Annotated in this window: 12 protein-coding genes; 8 read left to right on the forward strand and 4 right to left on the reverse strand. The window is 70.8% G+C overall.

Features of this window, described 5'->3' with window-relative positions; all coding sequences use genetic code 11:
- Positions 1 to 2: 2 nt before the first annotated feature.
- Together E6R60_RS32840 and E6R60_RS32845 are read left to right on the forward strand one after the other, a co-directional pair.
- Positions 3 to 11447, forward strand: coding sequence for a type I polyketide synthase (locus E6R60_RS32840; RefSeq protein ID WP_136330365.1), 11445 nt, complete (start codon positions 3 to 5; stop codon positions 11445 to 11447).
- A gap of 163 nt (positions 11448 to 11610) precedes the next feature.
- A complete protein-coding gene (locus tag E6R60_RS32845; RefSeq protein WP_136330395.1) occupies positions 11611 to 13638 on the forward strand; it encodes an AAA family ATPase in 2028 nt (675 codons plus the stop codon).
- Between the two features lie 39 nt (positions 13639 to 13677).
- Here E6R60_RS32845 and E6R60_RS32850 read toward each other — a convergent pair whose 3' ends face one another.
- Positions 13678 to 14241, reverse strand: a complete 564-nt coding sequence (locus tag E6R60_RS32850) for a TetR/AcrR family transcriptional regulator (protein WP_136330396.1) — start codon at positions 14239 to 14241, stop codon at positions 13678 to 13680.
- A gap of 158 nt (positions 14242 to 14399) precedes the next feature.
- Between E6R60_RS32850 and E6R60_RS32855 the strand changes: the two genes are divergently transcribed.
- The 3 genes from E6R60_RS32855 (at position 14400) to E6R60_RS32865 (ending at position 18082) form a co-directional block, all read left to right on the forward strand.
- The gene (locus E6R60_RS32855; RefSeq protein ID WP_136330366.1) at positions 14400 to 15869 is read left to right on the forward strand and encodes an MFS transporter; all 1470 of its coding nucleotides are present in this window, start codon (positions 14400 to 14402) and stop codon (positions 15867 to 15869) included.
- 930 nt (positions 15870 to 16799) lie between these two features.
- The gene (locus E6R60_RS32860) at positions 16800 to 17153 is read left to right on the forward strand and encodes an STAS domain-containing protein (RefSeq protein WP_136330367.1); all 354 of its coding nucleotides are present in this window, start codon (positions 16800 to 16802) and stop codon (positions 17151 to 17153) included.
- Complete coding sequence (locus E6R60_RS32865) at positions 17150 to 18082, forward strand: anti-sigma factor RsbA family regulatory protein (RefSeq protein ID WP_136330368.1); 933 nt, start codon at positions 17150 to 17152, stop codon at positions 18080 to 18082. Before E6R60_RS32860 ends, E6R60_RS32865 begins: the two co-directional genes overlap by 4 nt.
- A 373-nt stretch (positions 18083 to 18455) precedes the next feature.
- On the opposite strand, the gene E6R60_RS32870 is transcribed toward E6R60_RS32865, so the two are convergent.
- Positions 18456 to 19430, reverse strand: coding sequence for an alpha/beta fold hydrolase (locus E6R60_RS32870; protein WP_136330397.1), 975 nt, complete (start codon positions 19428 to 19430; stop codon positions 18456 to 18458).
- Between the two features lie 494 nt (positions 19431 to 19924).
- Here E6R60_RS32870 and E6R60_RS32875 point away from each other — a divergent pair, with 494 nt between their 5' ends.
- Entirely contained in the window at positions 19925 to 20545 is a 621-nt protein-coding gene (locus E6R60_RS32875) for an AraC family transcriptional regulator (RefSeq protein ID WP_136330369.1), read from the forward strand.
- A 222-nt stretch (positions 20546 to 20767) separates the two neighbouring features.
- The gene (locus E6R60_RS32885) at positions 20768 to 21061 is read left to right on the forward strand and encodes a hypothetical protein (RefSeq protein WP_136330370.1); all 294 of its coding nucleotides are present in this window, start codon (positions 20768 to 20770) and stop codon (positions 21059 to 21061) included.
- Here E6R60_RS32885 and E6R60_RS32890 read toward each other — a convergent pair.
- Both E6R60_RS32890 and E6R60_RS32895 read right to left on the reverse strand, forming a co-directional pair.
- The gene (locus tag E6R60_RS32890; protein WP_240802782.1) at positions 21024 to 21287 is read right to left on the reverse strand and encodes a hypothetical protein; all 264 of its coding nucleotides are present in this window, start codon (positions 21285 to 21287) and stop codon (positions 21024 to 21026) included. The genes E6R60_RS32885 and E6R60_RS32890 overlap by 38 nt on opposite strands.
- A gap of 227 nt (positions 21288 to 21514) precedes the next feature.
- Entirely contained in the window at positions 21515 to 22228 is a 714-nt protein-coding gene (locus E6R60_RS32895) for an AAA family ATPase (RefSeq protein WP_136330372.1), read from the reverse strand.
- Positions 22229 to 22346: 118 nt separating this feature from the next.
- Here E6R60_RS32895 and E6R60_RS32900 point away from each other — a divergent pair, with 118 nt between their 5' ends.
- Positions 22347 to 22676: a hypothetical protein gene (locus E6R60_RS32900; protein ID WP_240802774.1), complete on the forward strand. Its 330-nt coding sequence runs from the start codon at positions 22347 to 22349 to the stop codon at positions 22674 to 22676.
- Positions 22677 to 23062: the final 386 nt, after the last annotated feature.

A 23062-nucleotide genomic window follows, 5' to 3' on the forward strand; every position in this document is an offset into this window, starting at 1 on the left:
ACATGAGCAACGAGCAGAAACTCCGGGACTACCTCAAGCGGGCGACCGTCGACCTGCGGGAGAGCCGTCAGCGTGTGCAGGAGCTGGAGGAGCGCGCACACGAGCCGATCGCGATCGTGGGGATGGCCTGCCGCCTCCCGGGCGGTATCGCCTCTCCCGACGACCTGTGGGAGCTGTTGCGCGCCGAACGCGACGCGGTCGGTCCCTTCCCGGAGGGCCGTGACTGGGACCTGGAGAAGCTGTACGACCCCGACCCCGAGCGCCTCGGGACCTCGTACGCCCGCGAAGGCGGCTTCCTGTACGAGGCGGATCAGTTCGACGCCGAGTTCTTCGGCATCAGCCCCCGCGAGGCGGCGGCGATGGATCCCCAGCAGCGGCTGCTCCTGGAGACGGCGTGGGAAGCCGTCGAGCACGCGGGCATCGACCCGACCGCGCTGCGGGGCACCCGCACCGGGGTGTACGCGGGCGTCATGTACGACGACTACGGCTCCCGGACGCCCCGTGCGCCCGAGGACTTCGAGGGCTACCTGCTGACCGGCAGCGCGGGCAGTATCGCGTCGGGCCGGCTGTCCTACACCTTCGGCCTGGAGGGGCCGGCGGTGACGGTCGACACCGCGTGCTCGTCCTCGCTGGTCGCGCTGCACCTCGCGGCTCAGTCGCTGCGCGGGGGCGAATGCTCCATGGCGCTGGCCGGCGGTGTCACGGTGATGGCGACACCGGGCACGTTCGTGGAGTTCTCCCGGCAGCGCGGGCTGGCGCCGGACGGGCGCTGCAAGGCGTTCTCCTCGTCGGCGGACGGCACCGGCTGGGCCGAGGGCGTGGGCGTCCTGGTGCTGGAGCGGCTGTCGGACGCACAGCGCGACGGGCACCGGGTGCTGGCGGTGCTCCGTGGTTCCGCGGTGAACCAGGACGGTGCGAGCAGCCAGCTGACCGCACCGAACGGGCCCGCGCAGGAGCGGGTCATCCGGGCCGCGCTGGCCGACGCGCGGCTGACGCCGTCCGAGGTGGACGCGGTGGAGGCGCACGGTACGGGCACGCGTCTGGGCGACCCGATCGAGGCACAGGCGCTGCTGTCCGCCTATGGCCGGGCCCGTGCGGACGACAACCCGTTGTGGCTGGGTTCGGTCAAGTCGAACATCGGTCACACGCAGGCCGCGGCGGGTGTCGTGGGCGTGATCAAGATGGTCATGGCGATGCGGGAGGGCGTCATGCCCTCGACCTTGCACGTGGACGAGCCGACCCCCGAGGTCGACTGGTCGGAGGGCACCGTGAAACTCCTGACACGGGCTCGGCCCTGGCCCGTTCTCGACCGCCCGCGCCGCACGGGTGTGTCGTCGTTCGGGATCAGCGGGACCAACGCGCACGTGATCCTGGAAGAGGCGCCGCCCGCCCGCGACGCTGTCGCACAGGAGCCGCAGCCGCAGCAGGGCCGCCACGCGCCGCCGGCGCCGTGGCTGCTCTCGGCCAAGTCGGAGCCCGCGCTGCGGGCCCAGGCGAGCCGGCTGCTGGCCTGGCTCACCGACCACCCCGAAGCCGAGGACGCCGACGTCGCCGCCGTCCTGATCACCGCGCGCGCCCAGCTGGGCCGGCGTGGCGCGGTGCTCGGCGCCGACCGGGCCGGCCTCCTGGCAGGCCTCACGGCCCTTGCCGCGGGCGCGGAATCCCCGCGTGTGGTGTCGGGCGCCGCCACCCCGGGCGAGACGGCCTTCCTGTTCACCGGCCAGGGCGCGCAGCGCATCGGAATGGGCGCGGGGCTGGCTGCCGTGTTCCCCGTGTTCGCCGCCGCCCTCGACGAGGTGTGCGCGGAACTCGATCCCCTGCTGGGGGTATCGCTGCGCGAGATCATGTCCGGCGGGACCGGTGATGCCGAACGCCCCGCCCTGCTGGACCGGACGGAATTCACCCAGCCCGCGCTGTTCGCGTTCGAGGTGGCGCTCTACCGCCTCCTGGAGTCGTTCGGCGTGACCCCGGACGTGGTGGCCGGGCACTCCATCGGTGAGCTGGCCGCGGCCCATGTGGCCGGGGTGTGGTCGCTGGCCGACGTGTGCCGGCTCGTCGCCGCCCGGGGCCGGCTGATGGGAGCGCTGCCGGCGGGCGGCGCGATGCTCGCCGCCGCGGTGCCGGAGGACCGGGCGCGGGAACTGCTCGCGGCCGGGACGGTCTCACTGGCGGCGGTGAACGCGCCCGGGGCGGTGGTGTTCTCGGGCGAGACGGCGGCGGTTCACGCGCTGGAGGACCGGCTGGCCGAAGAGGGCGTGAAGACCAAGCGGCTGACGGTCAGCCACGCCTTCCACTCGGCCCTGATGGAGCCGATGCTCGCCGAGTACGAGCAGGTCGCCGGATCGGTGGAGTACCGGATGCCGCGCATCGGCGTGTGCTCCACGGTGTCCGGCGCGATGGCCGGCTCCGAGCTGTTGACGCCGGGGTACTGGGTGCGACAGGTGCGTGAGGCCGTGCGGTTCGCACCCGCGGTGCGCTCGCTCGTCGATGCCGGCGTGCGCCGGTTCGTCGAGGTGGGCCCGGACGCGGTGCTGGCGGCGATGGTCCGTCAGACACTCGGCGATGAGGAGGAGTCCCGCTCGCTGGTCACGGCGGCGGCACGGCGCGGTGTCGACGAGGCCGGCCAGTTCCTGCGGCTGCTCGCCGCCGTGCACTGCTCGGGTACCGGTATCGACTGGGCGCCGCTGATGCCGGAAGGCCCGGCCCGCCACCTCGATCTGCCCGGCTACGCTTTCCAGCACCGCCGCTACTGGGTACAGCCCGACGACGACGCGCTCGGTGACATGAGCCGCGCAGGCCTGCACGCGCTCGATCATCCGATGCTGCGTGTCGCCGCGCCGCTCGCGGGACGCGACGAATGGCTGTTCAGCGGCCGGCTCTCCGTCGCCGACCTGCCGTGGATCGCCGACCACACGGCTTTCGGAACGGTACTCCTGCCCGGCACCGGTTTCGTCGACCTCGCCCTGGCCGCGGGGCGCCGGCTGGACCTGCCCGTCCTGGACGAACTCGTCCTGGCGACACCGCTGGTCTTCGACGGCACCGCTGCCGTGGACGTGCAGCTCTCGGTGAGCGAACCCGATCACACCGGCCGCCGACGCCTGTCGGTCCACTCACGTGCTGTCACCGCCACCGCGCCGTCCCACCCGGGCGAGCCGGAGTGGACGCTCCATGCCACCGGCGCCCTCGCCCCTGCCGACGGCGTGACACCGCACTGGACCGGCCCCGACTGGCCGCCGGCTGAGGGCACACAGGTCGACGGGGCCCGCCTGTACGACCGGCTCGGCGACCTGGGATTCGGATACGGCCCGAGTTTCCAGGGCGTGCGCGCTGCCTGGACCAGCGGTGACGAGGTGTTCACCGAGGTGGCTCTCGACGAGACGGCGGCGGGCCGGGCGGCGGGCTTCGGGGTGCATCCGGCGCTCCTGGACGCGGTCTTCCACGCCGCTATCGACGTGCTCGCCGAGGACCTGCCCGATGGCAGGCTGCCGCTTCCGTTCTCCTTCGGCGGCGTCCGGGTGTTCCGGCCCGGCGCCACGTCGGTACGGGCCCGCATCATCCGCTCGGGTCCCCAGAAGGTGCGTATCGACGCCTGCGACGCCGACGGCGCCGCGGTGCTGTCGATCGACGCCGTACTCGCCCGCCCCGCCGACGCGAGCGCCCTCGCCGGTGCCAGTGACCCGCTCTACGTCCTGGACTGGACGCCGGTGACGGTGACGTCGCCGGCGGCGCCGGACCGGCAACTGGTCGCACTGGGGCAGCCCGTCGCGGGCTGCGCCGAGACCTTCGAGGACGTCGCCGCGTACGCGGCGGGCGGTGGTCGCAGCGGCGCGGCGGTCCTCTGGTCGCCCGAGACGGCACCGGCGGACGGCGAGGAAGTCCCCGCGGCCGTTCGCAGGGCCGTGCACAGCGCCCTCGCGGTGCTGCGCGACTGGCTCACGGAACCGGGCTGCGCCGACTCGGCACTGGTCGTGCTGACCCGCAACGGGGCAGGTCTGCCCGGGGAGATGCCGGACCCCGCGGCAGCGGCCGTCCGGGGCCTGGTACGCAGTGCGCAGTCGGAGAACCCCGGACGCATCGTGAACGTCGACCTCGGCCCCGACGACGTCGGGGACCTGCGTCAACGGATCGCCGCCGCGGCCGCCATGGACGAACCACAGCTCGCGATCCGCGACGGTGCGACCCTGGTACCGAGGCTGGTGCGCGCGGCCACCGGGGAACCGGCCGGCGGACATTTCGGTGACGGCACGGTCCTGATCACCGGCGGCGCGGGCGGACTGGGCGCCGTCACCGCACGCCACCTGGTCGCCCGGCATGGGGTGCGCACGCTGCTCCTCGCCTCACGCCGCGGCGCGGCCGCGCCGGGTGTCGAGGAACTGGTCGCCGAACTGACCGCGCTGGGCGCCGACGTACGCGTCGCCGCGTGCGACGTCAGCGAGCGCGCCGAGGTCGCCGCGCTGCTGGAATCCGTACCCGCACACCAACCGCTGACAGCCGTGGTGCACACCGCCGGCGTGTCCGACGACGGCACGATCGAGACCCTGACCGCCGAGCAGGTGGACCGCGTGCTCGCCCCGAAGGTCGACGCCGCCTGGCATCTGCATGAGCTGACCGGCGACCTGGATCTTTCGGCGTTCGTGCTGTTCTCCTCCGCCGGGCCGCTGCTCGGCGGGCAGGGCCAGGGCAACTACGCGGCCGCGAACGCGGCGATGGACGCGCTCGTCCAGGCGCGCCGCAGCGCAGGCCTGGCCGCGCACTCGCTGGCCTGGGGACTGTGGAAGCTCGGCATGGCCGAGGCGCTGAACGACGCGGGCGGCGAAAATCTGGTGCGCCAGATCCGCACCCGGCTCGGTCTGTCCCCGATCGAGCCGGACACCGGCATGCGGATGCTCGACTCTGCGCTGACCTGCGATGAACCGATGCTGATGACCGCGCTGCTCGACACGCCGGCGCTCACCGCGCTGGGCCGGCTCGGCACGCTGCCCGCGCTCCTGCGCGGCCTGATCCGCCTGCCCTCGCGCGAGCGGATAGCCGACAGCCCGCTGCGTCAGCGGCTGCTCGATGCCCCCGCCGAGCAGTGGGAGTCGCTGATCCGCGATGAGGTCCGCGTGATCGCCGCCGCGGTCCTCGGCCACGAGTCGGCCGATGCCATCGCCCCCGAGACACCGTTCTCAGAACTGGGCTTCGACTCGCTCGGCGGAGTCGAGTTCCGCAACAAGGTGACCGCCGCCACCGGTGTCCGGCTCTCGGCCACCCTGGTGTTCGACTATCCGAACGCCGCCGCTGTCGCGGGCTTCCTGCGCACCCGGGTCGACGGTTCGCAGCCGGCCCGGCCGCGTCCCGCCCCGGCCAGGACCCGGTCCACGACCGCCGGCGGGGCCGACGAGCCGATCGCGATCGTCGGCATGAGCTGCCGGTATCCCGGCGGCGTCGAGAATCCCGGCCAGCTCTGGGACCTGATCGACGGGCGTGTCGACGCGATCACCCCGATACCGGGAGACCGCGGCTGGGACGTCGACCACCTGTACGACACCGACCCGGGCAAACCGGGCAAGATCTACACCCGGGAAGGCGGATTCCTGCACGCCGCAGGCGACTTCGACGCCGCCTTCTTCGGGATCGGCCCCCGCGAGGCGGCGGCGATGGACCCGCAGCAGCGGCTGCTGCTGGAGGCGTCCTGGGAAGCGCTCGAGGACGCCGGTATCGATCCGGCCGCACTGCGGGGCAGCGACACCGGGGTCTACGCGGGCGTCATGTACCAGGACTACGGGTACACGGCGCGCGAGGCCGCCGACGGCGCCGCGGAAGGCTATCTGGCGACCGGATCGGCCGGCAGTGTCGTGTCCGGCCGGGTCTCCTACTCCCTCGGCCTGGAAGGGCCTGCGGTGACGGTGGACACGGCGTGCTCGTCGTCGCTGGTGGCGCTGCACCTGGCGGTGCAGGCGCTGCGCGCGGGGGAGACCTCGCTGGTCCTGGCCAGCGGAGTGACGGTCATGTCGACTCCGCTGCTGTTCCTGGAGTTCTCCCGGCAGCGGGCGCTGTCGCCGGACGGGCGCTGCAAGGCGTTCTCCAGCAGTGCGGACGGTGTTTCGTGGGCCGAGGGTGTCGGTGTGCTGGCCCTTGAACGGCTGTCCGACGCGCAGCGCAACGGGCGCCCGGTACTGGCCGTGATCCGTGGCAGCGCCATCAACCAGGACGGTGCGAGCAACGGCCTGACCGCACCCAACGGCCCCTCCCAGGAGCGGGTGATCGCCCAGGCACTGGCCAACGCGGGTCTGGCCGCGGCCGAGGTGGACGCCGTGGAGGCACACGGCACCGGCACCACGCTGGGCGACCCGATCGAGGCGCAGGCGCTGATCAACGCCTACGGGCAGGAGCGCACCGAGCCGCTGCGGATCGGTTCGCTGAAGTCGAACATCGGGCACACGCAGGCGGCGGCCGGTGTCGGTGGTGTGATCAAGATGGTGCAGGCGCTGCGGCACGAGGTGCTGCCGGCCACTTTGCACGTCGATGCTCCCTCGCCGCACGTGGAGTGGACGCCGGGCGCGGTACGGATCCTGACCGACGCGGAGCCGTGGCCGGCCGTGGAGCGCCCGCGCCGGGCGGGTGTGTCGTCGTTCGGGATCAGCGGGACCAACGCGCACGTGATCATCGAAGAGGCGCCTGCGGCCCCGCCGCAGCCGGCCGGCGCACCGGACCCGGCGGCCGTGCCGCTGCTGCTGTCCGCGCGGACGCCCGCCGCGCTGCGGGCCCAGGCGCGGCGCCTGCACGACACACTGAGCGAACGCCCCGGGCTCGACCTGACCGACGCCGCAGCGACGCTGGCACTGCACCGCGCGCAACTCGAGGAGCGCGCCGCGGTCGTGGGCCCGGACCGGGAATCGCTGCTGGCGGCCCTGGCCCGGCTGGCGGCCGGCGAGCCGGGAACGGGCATCGTGGACGGCGTCGGCCGCACCGGTACGACAGCGTTCCTGTTCACCGGTCAGGGCGCGCAGCGGACCGGGATGGGCGCCGGACTGTACCGGGAGTTCCCGGTTTTCGCCGCCGCGCTCGACGAGGTGTGCGCGGAGTTCGACGCGCACCTGGAACACCCGCTGCAGGACGTGATGTTCGGTGCGGATGACGGGGCCCTGCTCGATCGCACCGAGTACGCCCAGCCCGCGCTGTTCGCGTTCGAGGTGGCGATGTTCCGCCTCGTGGAGTCGATGGGCGTGACCCCGGACGCGGTGGCCGGGCATTCCATCGGCGAGCTGGCCGCCGCATACGTGGCCGGTGTGTGGTCGCTGCCGGACGCGTGCCGGCTCGTCGCGGCCCGGGGCCGTTTGATGGGGGCGCTGCCGGCCGGGGGGAGCATGCTGGCCGCCGCGGTGCCGGAGGCGCGGGCCGAGGAGCTGGTGGCCGAGGTCAACAGCTCCTCGGCCGCCTCGGTGTCCCTGGCGGCGGTCAACGCTCCCGAAGCAGTGGTCTTCTCCGGGAACACCGGCGCGGTGTCGGCGCTCGATGCGCTGCTGAGGGCCGAGGGCGTCAGGACCAGCCGGCTGCGGGTGAGCCACGCGTTCCATTCCGCCCTGATGGATCCCATGCTGAGCGACTTCGCGGAGATCGCCGCGGACCTGACGTACCACGAGCCGTCCCTCGCCCTGTGCTCCACGGTCACCGGCGCCTTCGCCCACGCGTCCCTGGGCACACCCGAGTACTGGGTCCGGCAGGTGCGTGAGGCGGTGCGCTTCGCTCCGGCCGTGCGCTCCCTCCTCCAGTCGGGCGCCGGCCTCTTCGTCGAGCTGGGCCCCGACGCGGTGCTGACCACCATGACCCGTGCCACGCTGGCAGCCGATCCCGCCCAGCGCGCATCGGTCGTCGCGGGCTCCCGCCGTACGGCCGCCGAACCCGAGCAGCTGGTCACCGCGCTGGCCGCCGCCCACTGTGCGGGCCGGCCGGTGCGGTGGGCCGACTACTTCGGGGCCCGGCCGCAGACACGGATCGCCCTGCCCACCTATCCCTTCCAGCACGAACGCTTCTGGCTGCGGCCTGCGGAGAGCGCCGCGCCGCTCGCCGGCGCCGACTCCGCAGGCCATCCGCTGCTGCACGCCCAGGTACAGCTCGCCGGCACGGACGAGTGGCTGTTCACCGGCAGGCTCTCGCAGCGCACCCACCCCTGGCTCGCCGACCACACGGTTCACGGCACGGTCGTGATGCCGGGGACCGGATTCGTCGAACTGGCGCTGGCCGCCGGTGCCCGGCTCGGCGTGCCGCGCCTGGCGGAACTGACGCTCGATGCGCCGCTGATCCTTCCGGCCGAGGGCGGCGCGGATCTTCAGCTCGCGGTCGGCGGACCCGACGCCGAGGGGCACCGGACCGTGACCGTCCACGCCCGCGTCGCCGACACCTGGGTGCCGCAGGCCCGTGGCCTGCTCACTCCCGCCATACCGGCCGCGGCGCCCGGCTGGCACCGGGTCTGGCCCCCGGCCGAGGGCGAACCGGTCGACGGGGCAGAGGTGTACCGCGTGCTCGGCGACCTCGGGTTCGCGTTCGGACCCGCGTTCCAGGGCGTCCGTATGGCGTGGCTGCGCGGGGAGGAAGTCTTCGCCGATCTGTCACTCGATGCCGCAACCGCGGCGGGCGCCACGGCGTTCGGGCTGCACCCGGCGCTGCTGGACGCGGTGTTCCACCCGGCTGCCGGCCTTCTCGCCGGGAAGGGACCCGACGGCCGGGCGCCCCTGCCGTTCGCCTTCGGCGGTGTTCAGCCGGCGCAGTCCGGCGCGGCCGCCCTGCGCGTGCGTATCGCCCGCACCGCGCCGGACACCTTCCGCGTGGACGCCGTCGATGCGACCGGCGCCCCGGTACTGAGCGTGGAGTCGGTGCGGGTCCGCCCGATCGAGCGGGCGGCGCTGGCCCAGCTGCAGGGCGCGGCACCGCTGTTCGACCTCGAATGGGTCACCGTGCCCGCCGCCCGCGAGGCCGACGCCCGGCGCATCGCCGTGCTGGGCGACCCCGCGTTCGTCGAGGCTCCTGAGCCTCCCGCCAGCTGTGCCGGCCTCGCGGAGCTCGGTGCGTTGCGGGAGGTCCCCGACACGGTGGTGTGGCAGGCGCCCCGCGAAACGGACGGCGGCGCGGCGGACGTCCACACCGGTGTGCTGAGGGCGCTCGCCCTCCTGCAGAGCTGGACCGGCGCCGAACACCCCGGCCGGCTCGTGATCGTGACGCGCGGGGCTGCCGGGCTGCCGGGCGAGGAACCCGATCTGGTCGGGGCCGCCGTCGCCGGTCTGGTGCGCAGCGCACAGGCGGAGTACCCGGGCCGGTTCCAGCTCATCGACCACGACGGCGACGCCCTGCCGGTCGCGTCGCTCGTCGACGCCGTGGCCCAGGGCGAACCGCACCTGGCCGTTCGCGAGGGCCGGCTCCTCGCGCCGCGCCTGCAGCCGCTTCCCGTAACCGAACCGGGCGTGCCGCCGTCGTTCGACCGTGGCACGGTCCTCATCACCGGCGGCACCGGCGGCATCGGCGCGATCGTCGCCCGGCATCTGGTCACGGAGCACGGCGCACGGCACCTGCTGCTGGCCTCCCGGCGCGGTCCGGCCGCGGAAGGTGCCGACGAACTGGTTGCCGAGCTGACCGCTCTCGGCGCCCGGGTCCGGGTCGTGGGATGCGACGTCACCGAACGTGCCGCCGTCCAGGCCCTGCTGGACGGCATCGGCCCCGACGCCCCGCTGACCGCCGTCATCCACACGGCGGGCGTCCTGGACGACGGCACACTCGACAGCCTCACCACCGCGCAGACGACGCGGGTGCTGGCGCCGAAGGTCGATGCGGCACTGCACCTGCACGGGCTGACCCGCGACCTGGATCTTTCGGCGTTCGTGCTGTTCTCGTCCGCGGCGCCGCTGCTCGGCGGACAGGGACAGGGCAACTACGCCGCCGCGAACAGCGCGCTGGACGCGCTGGCACGGGTGCGGCGCAGCGCGGGCCTGCCCGCACACTCACTGGCCTGGGGACTGTGGACCGTCGGGATGGCAGGGGCGCTCGGCGGAGACGGCGGCGAGCAGCACACCCGCCGGATCCGGACCAGGCTCGGCCTGGTCCCGATCGACGCGGAGTCCGGCATGGCGCTGTTCGACAACGCACTCGCCACGGACCGCGCGACCCCGGTGACCGCGCTGCTGGACACGGCGGCCCTCACCGACCTGGCGCGCGGCGGCACCCTGCCCGCGATGCTGCGCGGCATGATCCGGGTTCCCGCGGCCGCCGCGGGTACCGAGGTCAGCCTGGCGCAGCAATGGGCCGCACTGCCCGACGCGGACCGCGACGGTGTGATCTTGCGGGAGGTGCGCAACGTCGCGGCTGCGGTCCTCGGTCACCGGTCCGGTGAGGCCATCGACCCGCACGCGCTGTTCACCGAGCTCGGGTTCGACTCCCTGGGGGCGGTGGAATTCCGTAACCGGCTCACTCAACTGACCGATCTGGAGCTGCCGTTGACGCTGATCTTCGATCACCCGACCGCCGCCGATGTGGCGAAGCTCGTGCGATCGCGGATCGAGGAGCCCGGCACCGAGGTGGCCGAGCAGGAACCGGCCGGGGTGCGCGGCACGCTCACCGACCTGGTTTCGGCGGCACACCGCCGCGGCGAACTGGCAGCGGCGATGCCCCTGCTGACCGCGAGCTCGGCCCTGATGCCCGCCTACACCGCCGGCGAGGCCGCCGCACGCCCCCCGGCCGCGGCGCAGCTCCTGGCGCGCGGCGCCGCGGCACCGGCACTGATCTGCATCCCGTCGTTCCTCGCGGGATCAGGGCCCCACCAGTTCGCCCGCCTGGCCCGTGAACTGGGCGGCGAGCGACAGGTCAGTGCGCTGCGGCTGCCCGGGATGCGCGCGGGCGAGGACCTGCCGGCGACCTGGGATGCGGCGATCGAGAGCCTCGCCGCGGCCGTCGTATCGGAACTGGAGCGGGGCCCGGCGGCGCTCATCGGCTATTCGGCAGGCGGCGCGGTCGCGCATGCGGTCGCCCGGCGGATCGAAAGTCGCGGCCGCGAGCTCGCGGGCCTCGCGATGATCGATACCTACGCCCCGGACGAGCCCGAAGCGACCCGCCGCGTCCTCACCGACGCGCTGGGGCAGATCCTGTCCCGGGACAATGCGCTGACCCCCCTGGACGACCACGGTCTGGTTTCCATGGGCGGCTACGTGCGGATCTACCCCGAGCGCGAAGCCGAGCCGATCGCCGCTCCGACACTGAACCTGCGGGCCACCGTGACGCTGAGCAGCTTCGGCGCGTTCGAGCCCGTCCCCGACTGGCAACACCGAGGACCGGCCGAGTACATCGAGGCAGACCACTTCTCGATCATCGAGGACCGGGCGGCGGAGACCGCCGCGAGTCTGCGGCACTGGCTCGATTCGATCGAGAGTGATTCCGTCCAGAATTCTGATATACGGAGAAGTCAAATGCGTGACGCGTAAACGCGGTCGACCGTGCAGGGGCCAGGGGCATAGCCCCAACAAGTAAGTCAAGACTTACCTTTAGGGAGCTTCGTCCGTATGGTGTGGCTCGAATCGAAGGAGCTTCTTGTTGTCGAAAAGGATTGATTCTGCTGTGCGCGCGGTTGAATCGGAGCAGGATTATGTGTCCTCGTTGTACGAGTTGCTGACCGAGCGGCTTTCCGAGGCGCGGGCAAGCAGAGCGAGCGTGCTGAAGGCCCCGGCCGACAGCGCCGGCGAGGCATACGAGAGGGAAATCGCCGCCGAACGTCTGGCCAAGGAAATCGGCCGGCTGGAGGGCGCCGAAAAGGGGCTGGTCTTCGGACGCATCGACTGGACGGACGGCACCGCCCTGCGCATCGGACGGATCGGACTGCACACGGAGGAGGACGACCTGCCGCTGCTCGTGGACTGGCGCGCGAACGCGGCGCGGCCCTTCTACGAGGCGACACCGGTCCACCCGATGGACCTGCGGCGCCGCAGGCACCTGCGCCTCGATGACCGCACCGTCGTCTCGGTGAGCGACGAACTGCTGGACGGGACCGCCCCGACCCACGAGGACGTCGTGGGGGACGGCCCGCTGACCGAGGCCCTGTCGGCCAGGCGCACGGGCAAGATGCACGCCGCCGTCGCGACGCTCCAGGCCGAGCAGGACGAGATCGTCCGCTCCCGCCACCGAGGGGTGACCGTGGTCCAGGGCGGCCCCGGCACCGGCAAGACGGTCGTCGCCCTGCACCGGGCCGCCTACGTCCTGTACGCGTTTCCGCGCGCCGCGGAAGAGGGCGTCCTGGTGGTGGGCCCGAACGCCCGGTTCCTCGACTACATCTCCCAGGTCCTTCCCTCACTGGGAGAGAACGACGTGGTTCTGGCGACATGCCAGGAACTGGCCGGAGTGTTCACGGAGGCGGCCGACCCCTTCGACACGGCACGCCTCAAGGGCGGCATCGGCCTCGCCGAGGCCCTGGCCGGTCTGCTGCGCGTCCATCAGGCCCCCGCCGGTGACTTCACCGTGCGGGTCGGCCGGGAAGTGGTCCACCTGTCCGAGAAGGAAGTGGCCACGGCACGCGACGCCGCAGTGGCAGCCGTACCGGGGCACAACCCCGCGCGCCAGGTGTTCAAGGAGCTCCTGGCCGACGCCGTCACCGAGGCGATGCAGCGGGACATGGGCGACATCCTGGAACAGATCGACGCCGATACCGAGAAGATGACGGGCCTGAACCTCGACCGGTTCACCGGAGCCGCCCAGCGCCGCACCGAAGGCGCGGCCGACCCGGACCCGGCTCACGAGCTGGACCTGGACGCCATCCGGGCCGACCTCCTCGACGACGCCGGCGTCGACCGGGCGGTCGAGGCGCTGTGGCCGCGGCTTGCGCCGGGCGGCCTCGTGGAGGAGCTCCTGACGGATGCCGGCGCTCTCGCCGAGCACCTGCCCGGCCTGACCGAGCAGGAACGGTCCCTGCTGCTGCGAGGCCCGGACGACCCGTGGACCAGTGCCGACGTCCCGCTGCTGGACGAGGCGGCGAGCCTGGTCGAGGGACCCCCCCAGCGGACGTACGGGCACGTCGTCGTCGACGAGGCGCAGGAACTGACGGCCATGCAGTGGCGGATGATCGTCCGTCGTTGCCCGGCAAGAGCGATGACACTGGTGGGCGACTTCGCCCAGGCAGGCCCGGTCGCGACGGCACGCGACTGGACGGAGGCCTTGAGCCCCCACGTCGGACCGAGGTTCAAACTGCACAACCTGACCGTCAGTTACCGCACCACGCAGGAGATCCTGGAGAGCGTCCGGGACCTGCTCACCCGGATCGCTCCGGACCAGAAGCCCACACGGTCACTGCGAAGCGGTGAGAGCCCTCGCTCCGTGACCACACCTCAGGACGGGTCGGTCGCCGCCGTCGTCCGGGAACTCCGTGCGCAGAGCGCCGCGCACCCGGACGAACTCCTGGGGGTGATCTGCGCGGATGCCAGGGTGGGCGAGCTGACGGCCCGGGGGATCGTGCACCAGGCGCGCATCGTGCCGGCGTCCGAAGCACGCGGCCTGGAATTCGACGGGGTCGTCGTCCTGAACCCCGAGGAGATCATCACGGCCCGCCCCGGCGGGGAGAGAGACCTGTACGTGGCCCTGACCCGGGCCACCAAACGACTCTGCACCATCACCGCCCAGCCCGCCTGACGCTCCGCGCCCGCGCTGCCACGCGGGCGCATCGGGTGGTCACAGCAGCCGGTCGACGAGCCCATCGACGTAGTCGGGGGCGAGTTCCATGCCGAACAGGACGCGGATGTACATCGGGGCCAGGATGTGGTCCAGCACGTCGAGCGCGTCGGGTGCGGGCTCACCGCGCTCGACGGCACGGTCGAGCATGGACTGCATCTGCCGGGTGCGCTCGTCGCGCAGGCCGTCACGTGCCTGCCGGCCCTGCCTGCCTGTGCCGGTGAGGACGACGGCGAGGCGGACGAGTGCGAGGCCGTCGGGTCCGGTGATCTCCCGGGCGACGTTGGCCGCGTAGGCGTGCAGGTCACCGGCGAGGGTGCCGGTGTCGGGCATGGGCGACTGCGCGTTGAGGCGGGTGAGTGCCACCTCGGACAGGAGGTCCTCCAGGCTTCCCCACCGGCGGTAGATGCTGCTGTCGGCCACACCCGCACGGGCTGCGACCTCCGCGACAGTGAAGTGGCCGTAGCCCCGCTCGCTGATCAGGGCGGTCACCGCCTGATGTACCTGTGCGCCGACGCGGGCGCTGCGCCCGCCGGGCCGCCGGGTCCGCTGTCGTTCATCCATGTCGTTCATCCATGCTCCCACCTTAACGCAGTCGAGACTTGCGTTTAAGGGTAGCCCTCTGTACAGTCTGCTAACGCAGCTAAAGACTGCTTTAAAGCGTCCAGGGGCTGACCACGCCGGTCGTGGCCGGGCGCAATCGTCGATTGAGAGGAATCCCCATGGCTGCATCGCCTGCGACAGTAGGCAGCCGACCGAACCGGGCCGTGCTGCTCGCGGTGACCTGCCTGGGCCAGTTCATGGTCCTGCTCGACAACACGATCGTCGGAGCAGCGCTGCCCGACATGCAGCACCGGCTCCACACGGAACTGACCGGCCTGCAATGGATCGTCGACGCCTACGTACTTCTGGTCGCCATGCTGCTCCTGACCGGCGGCGTCTTCGCCGACCGGTTCGGCCGCAAGCGGGTCTACCTGACCGGCGTGGCGGTGTTCACCGCCGCATCACTGGTCTGTGCCCTCGCGCCCTCGGTCGGCTGGCTGATCGCCGGCCGGGTGCTGCAGGGCATCGGAGCCGCGGCACTCGCCCCCGCCTCGCTCGCCCTCCTCGCCGCCGCCCACCCCGTACCGCAAGAACGCGTCAAGGCGATCGGGCTGTGGGCCGGACTCAGCGGAATCGGCCTCGCCGCAGGCCCCGTGGCCGGCGGCGTGCTGACCCAGGCCTTCGGCTGGCCCGCCATCTTCCTCGTCAACCTGCCCTTCGGCGTCGCCCTCCTCCTGCTCGGCCTGCGCCACCTCGACGAGTCCCGCAACCCGAACGCCCCCGCGATCGACGTCCCCGGCACGGTGCTGTCCGTCCTGACCGTGGGCACCCTCACCTACGGCCTCATCGAGGGCGGCGCCCGCGGGTGGACATCACCGCTGATCCTGTCCAGCTTCGCCGCCGCGGTGATCCTCCTCGCCGCCTTCATCACCGTCGAAGCCCGCCGCACCGCACCCATGCTCCCCCTGCGCCTGTTCAAGCAGCGCCTGTTCACCGTGTCCAACACCGCCATGGTCGTGGTCGGGTTCGCCCTCATGGGCTCCTCGTTCTTCTTCTCCCAGTTCTTCGTCTACGTCCAGGGCAGCTCGATCCTGCGCGCCGGCCTGCAGACCCTGCCCCTGTCCCTTGCCATGGTCGTCGTCAGCCCGTACGCGGGGCGGCTCGCCGCCCGCTACGGCTACCGCATCGTGGTCACCACCGGCCTCGCCCTGGCCGGACTGGGACTGGTGGCACTCGGCACCGTCCACGCCGAGACCGGATACGAGAACGTGTGGTGGCGCCTGGCAGTCGCCGGCACCGGGTTCGCCCTGGCCATGTCCCCCCTCACGGGAGCCGCCATCCAGGCGGTCAGCTCGCAGGAAGGCGGCCTCGCATCCGGCGTCAGCACCACCACCCGACAGATCGGTGCCGTCTTCGGCGTGGCAGTACTCGGAGCCATCGTCCGCACCCGGCAATCCAGCGGCGCCACCTTCGAGACCGGCCTCAACAGCGCCTTCCTCGCCGCAGGCATCGTCACTCTGGTCACCGCCGTGTTCACCGGACTGCTGCTGACAAAGCCCAAGCCCGCACAAGAGCCCACACCCCCGCAGCGTTCCACTGACCCAGACGCGGTCCCCGCCCTGAACGACGTATCCGCAACCAGCCACTGAGTTTGTCATCTCACGACCCGCACCGAACGCGGCTCGAACCTGATCAGCGTTTTCGGAGTTCGGCGGACGTACAGGCGGCCTTCGTCTGATCCTGTGCTCCAGAGCGGATCACCACGAAGGCCGTGGTCGTGAGTTTGGTGCATCAGTGCCTGTCTGACATCTGCGGACGCGTTCACTGAACAGCCCGCCCCCCCCGGAACCGCACGGGTGGATCATGAGGTGAGGACCACAATTACCGTGGAAGTGCTGAGTGAAAATCCCGATCCGGCCTGCCGCGCCTGAAGAAGCGAACTTCTTACTGATCCAGCGCTCCGCCCGAAGGCTCACTGGGGGTATCACGCTGATGCAGCGGCTCGCTCGAAGGTGAGCAGGACAGAGTTCTCTGAGCTGGGCCTTGCTCACCTTGGTGATTCGCATCGCCTCATAGGGACATGCTGCATACGGCTTCAAATGGCCGTAGATCAGCTCGTCTATGGAGCCGTGGGCCCGCGTTTCCCCCCTGCTTGTCGGCGGTCGCTCACACGGAGCGAATGCTGCGCGGCTTCACCGAGCCGCCGGTGTAAGTGATTGAGCGCCCACCCCCGGGGGGACTGCTTCTGCTGGCTCCGGGGTGGGTCTGGGCGCTCGGGGGGTTTGCTTCCCGACCCCACTGGGGACGAGTCACCACCTGCTCGCGGGGCATTGCCGCGCGGACGCCGAGCCCTGGGAGCGATGCGGCGCTGGGCGGGAGACCGCGGATCGATGCCCGTGCCGCCGCGCGGCTCCAGCCCTCGAGCCCGAACCGCGCCACGTTGCGTCTGACTGGTGTGCGAGCTCTCATGTACAGAACCAGGCGTGTCTGCCGCCTGGGTACACTGCCTCGTCGGGGGAGCATTTCCTCTGCCTGTGCCGGGACGGTCGGCAGGCGGCTGGACGTGAAGGAGTCCGAGCGTGGATGCCCCACGTGCGGTGGGCGGGCCCGCCCCGGTGCCCGAGAGAGCCGCGTTGGAGGTGAACCCGTTGTCTGGTCGTTGCGGGATATGTGCCCGCGGTGAGATCAGCGCCGGCACTCGCCCTTCTTGGGAGCAGGCTCTGTCCGAGCTGGCCCGGCGGCACGCGGACGTGTCGTACGTGGAGCTGTCGGATGTGGCGTTCGTCGACGTGGCCGGGGTAACCGCGCTGGCGGTCACCGCCATGAACCTGCCCGACGGGAGGGTTGTGGTCGAGAATCCCCCGCCGCAGCTGCCGCGGGTTCTGGAGATGTTCTGGCCGGGCCTGGACCGGATCGAGGTGGCTCCGGGATGAGCACAGTGACCACCCACGAAGCGTTCGTGCACCCTGCCCTCTTCTACCGCACCGAGCAGGAGTACACGCAGCAGACGGTGGCCTTCCTGCGCGAAGGCCTGACCGACGCCGAGCCGATGGCCGTGGCGGTGCCCGGCCCCAACCTGGAGCTGATCAAGACAGGGCTGGGCGGGGACGCCGAGGGCATCCTGTTCCTGGACATGACCGAGGCCGGCCGCAACCCGGGGCGGATCATCCCCAAAGTGCTGCGCGGATTCGCCGATGCCCACCCGAAGGGGCGTGTGCGGATCATCGGCGAGCCGATCTGGGCCGGGCGCAGCGCGGTGGAGTACCCGGCGTGCGCGCAGCACGAGGCGCTGATCAACGCTGCGTTCGAGGGCCGAGCGGTGACGATCCTGTGCCCCTACGACGAGGTACGGCTGGACCCGCAGGTGATCGCTGACGCGAAGGTCACTCACCCGACCCTCATCAGCGGGCAGGGACGTGAGTCGGTCAGCGACGCCTACGACTGGCAGTCGGTCGTCGATCGGTACAACCAGGCACTTGCGCCTGCACAGGACGCCGCGGCCTTCTCCTACGGCCGCGACGACCTTCCGGCGGTCCGCGTGTTCGCTGTCGCTCAGGCGAAGCGGCTGGGCATGACCGGGCAGCGGCTGATGGATGTGGAGCTGGCGGTCGCGGAGCTGACGACCAACAGCGTGGTCCACGGCGGAGGCGACGGGACAATCGCCATCTGGGCCGAGCAGGAGCAGCTGGTCTGTGAGGTCCGCGATGCGGGCCGGCTGACCGATCCGCTGGCCGGCCGCCGCCCGCCGGAGCCCGGCCAACTGGGCGGCCGAGGCCTGATGCTGGTCCACTACGTCGCCGACCTGGTGCGCATACACACCAGCGACGACGGCACGACGGTGCGCTTCTACCTCAGCTTGTGACAGCACGCGTGGGCGGCCCTCCTGGGCGGGTGGCCGCCCGCCCCGCTTCTGCTTCCACGCCGCAGCGATCCCCGATTCCAGACGGCGCCGGGGCCGGCCGGCGAGGAGCGGGGGAGGTCATGCCGCAAGCAGGACACGCGTCCACGTGGGGGTGACCTCCCCAGCAGCAGGCAGTGCTCGGCGTGGCGGATGAAGCCGACCGGCTGTCCGTGGTGGCGACGACGGGCTGGTCCTGGACGCCGCCGCGGCGGTAGTCGTTGACCCGTACGAGCATCCCGGCGGCGCGGGCGGCCTCGACCAGGCGTCGCCGGAGGGCCGGATCGGTGACAACCAGTTGGGCGGCGGCCGTCGCACTGCCGCCCACCTCGCGGAACTACCTCGTTTCGACCTTGGCCATCGGGTCTTCCCCGTTCTCCAGGGCGTTCACCGCGTTCTTCCAGGACGGGTCGGCCGAGTAGAGCTGGCTACGCAAGTAGGCCCACACGAGAGCCCGCAGAGTCGCCACGCGCTCGGGATTCTCGTCGTCCGTCTCTGCCGCGTCGTATCCGGATATGCCACCGAAGATGTGACCAGCGCCGTACATGGTCACCATGGTCTTGTTGCCGCCGGGGCTGGCCGAGTAAGCGTCAGCACGATAGCTGAGCCGATTGGAAAAGTTGGGGTTGAGGTCCTGATCCCCCACGATGACCAGGCTGGCGCCTGTCATCTGCTCGAAGTCGGTGTAATACAGCACCGGGTAGTTCGTCTTGGCCCACTCGGCGAAGTGCTCGTCGTTGCCGATGCCTGGAGCTCCGATGAGCACTCCCGCCTTGACACGAGAGTCGGAGAGGTCCTTCGGCCGGTCGTCGTCCGGGTCCAGCATCTGGGCTCCGAGGAGGAGGGAGACGGTGTTGCCGCCCAGGGAGTGTCCTACGGCACCGACACGGTCCCTGTCGATCCGCCGTTCGGCAAGACCAGGGACGGCGGCCTCGATGTCGTCGAGGCGGTCGAGGATGTTGTGCATGTCGGTGGCGCGGTCGCGCCAGAACAGGGGCGCGTCCTTGAGGTCGGTGTCGCGCAGACCGAGGGCCGTCGAGTCCAGGTGGGTCGGCTGGATGACCGCGAACCCGTGGGCGGCGAAGAAGTTCGCCAGCGGCCCGTAGCCGTTGTAGGACGACAGGAAGTTCGCCAGCCCGTGCCCGTGGGACAGGAGGATGAGCGGCAGGTCCGTGCCGGTCGCGGGGATCGACACCTTGACCTCCAGCGGCACGGGCCGGCCGGGAACGTCGAGGGTGACCGGGTGGTAGGTGAGGACGGGTTGCGACGCGTTGACGGGGATGTTGGCGGCGTCGCTGTACGGCTTGCTCATCGGAGCCCTCTCGAGGTCGGTGTTGACATAGCGCCTGTCGTAACGGGCGGTAGGCATGGAACTGTCGGTCGTGGCCGCGAGCCTTATGGGCCAGGAACCGCCGCCCGGCACCTGGATCGGTGTGGACGGTGATCTCCGCAGCGGTGCACAGATCTCGTCAGGTGTTGGTCCCGCGGTCTGACGGCAGGGGCAGGGCGACTGGCTCAACCATCGACTGTCATGCCTCCCTGGCTCGACGGATGCACTTGTCTTGCCGGGAACTGTAAGATCAACCGAACAAACCGGACTAGGGCGAAAGTGACATGACTGAGTCCGCAAGCGATGGGTGTCACAGAAGAGCGCGGTTCGGAGTCGAGAGCCTGGTTGTGCGTGCTGCCGATGGTGTCTTCCCGACCGTTGTGAACGGTGGGTACACTGTCAAGATCACACATGGCGGCTCTGCACCCCCTTTTCAGTACCTCGGGCGAACCCAGGGCCCCCCTGTTCCAGGCGCGGTGACGGTGATCGAGCCCCATGAGGTCGTGAGCTGCCTCGATCAGGACAAAGCCGCCGCTGACGGCCAGGCCATTGTGCAACTGATGTTCATAGACGCCGATCTCATGCCAGTCGGCACAGGCCGGCCGCGCTTTCGTGAGGTGACCTATCCAGACCGCAGCCTCTTCAACGGCATTGCTGCGCTGCACAGGGGTTTGGCGCACGGCGAGGACGAGTTGGATCTCGAGTCGTCGCTGATCCGCTTGCTGACCGTCTTACTCGCCAGGCATGCGGATGCTCCCGGCGCAGCGAGTCCGACACTTCGTCCTCGAGCGCTTCGTCAAGTACGGGAGATGCTCCACAGCCAACTGAACTCCAACATCAAGCTCGACGACCTCGCGGCAGTCGCCGGTTGCAGCAAAGGCCACTTGCTCAGGAGTTTCCGGCAGGCTTACGGGGTTCCACCGCACCATTACCGGACCCTGTTGCGCTTGGCACGCGCCAAGTCCATGCTGGCAGCGGGACGATCCGTGGCAGAGACCGCCGCCGAGCTTGGTTACTGTGACCAGAGCCAGCTCAATCGGCACTTCCGGCGGGAGTTCGGCATGAGCGCAGGTGGCTATGCCAGGAGCGTGCGTTAGACCTGCGATGTCTTGGCTCAACTGCCACCTTGTCGGCCCCATGGGAAAACGCTGACCGGTGGGCCGGATCACGTCCGCTGGAGTGGTGTATCGACGGCCACTCGGTGATCTCGGTCTGAGGCTGTGCGGTGAGTTCGGTGGGCAGGGCGGGGTCGTCGGTTTCTGACTCGTTCGGGTGGAGTCGGGCCTTGGCGAGGAGCGCGCGACGCCTACGGAGGTCTGGTGACCCAGGGCCTGCCCGGCGGCTTCATGAGCCAGCAGGAAGACCTGGCGGGCACTGCCACCGACCGGACCTACACCCGCATCAGCGACGGAACCGTCCTGGTCTCCGACAGCATCAGCGAGACCGCCAATAGCCAGCAGGCCACCCATATCGGCACCCCAGGGGTCACCGCGTCGCAGAACAACACCTACGACAAGGCTTGTTGTTCAACCCACTTGGCTCTGCCGATGACTGCTGGCAGCAGCAACGGATGCTTCAGGGCCAGACTGCGATGGCGACGGCGGTTGGGATAAAAATGCCGGTGAAGGAGAGGAGCCAGTAGCGGGATGCGGTGAGTTGGGTTCGGCGGGCGAGGGGACGGTTGGCGATCCACCAGAGGACGGCGCTCGCAGCGATCACGGGACCGAAGAAGAGAAGTGCCGCATTCGGACTGTCGTCATGCTCGTTGTTCGGAATTCTTGTCGTCACCCCCATGCCGGCGAGCGGCCAGTTCGACAGCAGAAACCAGAGCATCAGCATGGGCACGATGGCTGGTATGCCCAGGAGCTGGCTGCCGCGCGCCTCGCGGCGTGTTCATCGCATGGCTGGCGCGCGGGCCTGTGGACAGAGACCAGGGATTTCTCCCTGTTTCAAGTGAGGGCGAATGTGGCGACGCAGATCAGTTGGCACATCAGCACGCCTGTTGGCCACCGCCGAGATCCGGGTCTTGTACATAGCTCATGTGGCGAGGGCTGAAGGGGGCCCGCCTATGGTTCGACGATGTGCCGCAGATAGGTGTGCGGGTCGGCGAGATAGCGGCGCCAGTGATCTACGACCTCAAGCTCCCGCCAGGCGACCCTGCGCATACCGTGTTCACCGACCTCGATGATGTCCGCGCCCGGCAGTGCGGTCAGCAACGGGGAGTGCGTGGCACAGATGACCTGGCCGCCCTCCCTGGCCAACCGGTCGATGTGCCCGATCAGCTCGAGGCACGAAGAGAAGGAGAGCGCTGCCTCCGGCTCGTCGAGAACATAGAGTCCGGCGTGAAGGAACTTCCCGCGGAACGCCGCGAGAAAGCCCTCACCATGGCTGACCGAGTCCGGCGAGAACCCCTCCCTGTCCAGGGCATCCAGCGCGGTCTCAGCGCGCAGGAAGAAGCCCTTGCGGGCTGACCAACTAGTGGCCATACGGCGCCCGCGCCCCGAGGCGGCGTCGAATTTCATCCGCTCGCCGAGGGCCGACTTGCCGCGAGGGGAGGCGTAGCGCCAGTCGTGGGAGCCGCCGTAGGAGTCCAGACCGAACCCCTCCGCCAGCCCCTCGACCAGGGTCGACTTCCCTGAGCCGTTCTCACCGACCAAAAAAGTCACCGGTGCGGTGAACCGCAGCCCTTCCTTGAGCAGCTGTCGGACGCAGGGCACTGACCAAGGCCAGGCTGCCTCGTCGTGCGAGGAAAGATGGGCATACGCGCGTTCGATAATCACGCAACCAGTGTCACCTGGACGCGTAAGCGTACGTGTCCCGTGTAGCCGGCATCAGTACCTCCCGCTCGCTGTTGCCGACGCTCCGGTCGGTCACGCAGCCGTTCCCATGCGTTGCGCGGTGGTGCCCTCAACGTCTCCTGAACTCTGCACGTTCGAGTCGTCGGGACGCGCCAACTGTGACGAGCGGCCACGATTCGTCACCTGCGCTACGCCGACATGCGCGACCTGGTCGCCCGACGGCGCGCCCGCGGCCGCGGCGACGGTCCTGCGTACGGCGCGCGAGCTGCTGCGCCAGTCGTACTACTGCTACGAGTTCTCCACCGTGGCGGTCATGCACTCCCCGATCGCGGTGGAGATCGTGATCCGCGACCGGATCCCGGACGCGGGCAAGATCCGCTGCACGGCCTCATCAAGCAGGGCCCGGCCGACGGCAGGAGTTTCGCCATGACGTACACCAGCAGGGCCCGGCAGCGCGACCCGGAGCCGCGCCCGACCTGGACAAGGGGTGCTGAGCGCCTTCCGGGCGGCCCGGAATCCAGTGCCGTGGACGGTGCCGTGAACGATTCCAACGTCGTGCCGATTACAGCCGCGGGGGCCGTGCCGGCCTCGTTCAGCCCGCCGTCGACGTCGTTGCGTAGGCGCAGTGGCCAGGAGGCCGGAAGACCGTCGATCTCGGCAGGGGAGGATGTGATCCGGGTGCCGTTGCCGAAGGGTCTGCGCCCGGCCGCCGGGCATCAGCCATGGCCTCCACGGCCCGGTCATGGAGGCGGCCCAAGACCACGTCCAGGAGAGCCCCAGCTCACCGAGCAGAGGGGCTGCAGGGCGGCGCTCGCA

The sequence above is a fragment of the Streptomyces sp. A0642 genome (assembly GCF_004795105.1).
Taxonomy (GTDB): Bacteria; Actinomycetota; Actinomycetes; order Streptomycetales; family Streptomycetaceae; genus Streptomyces.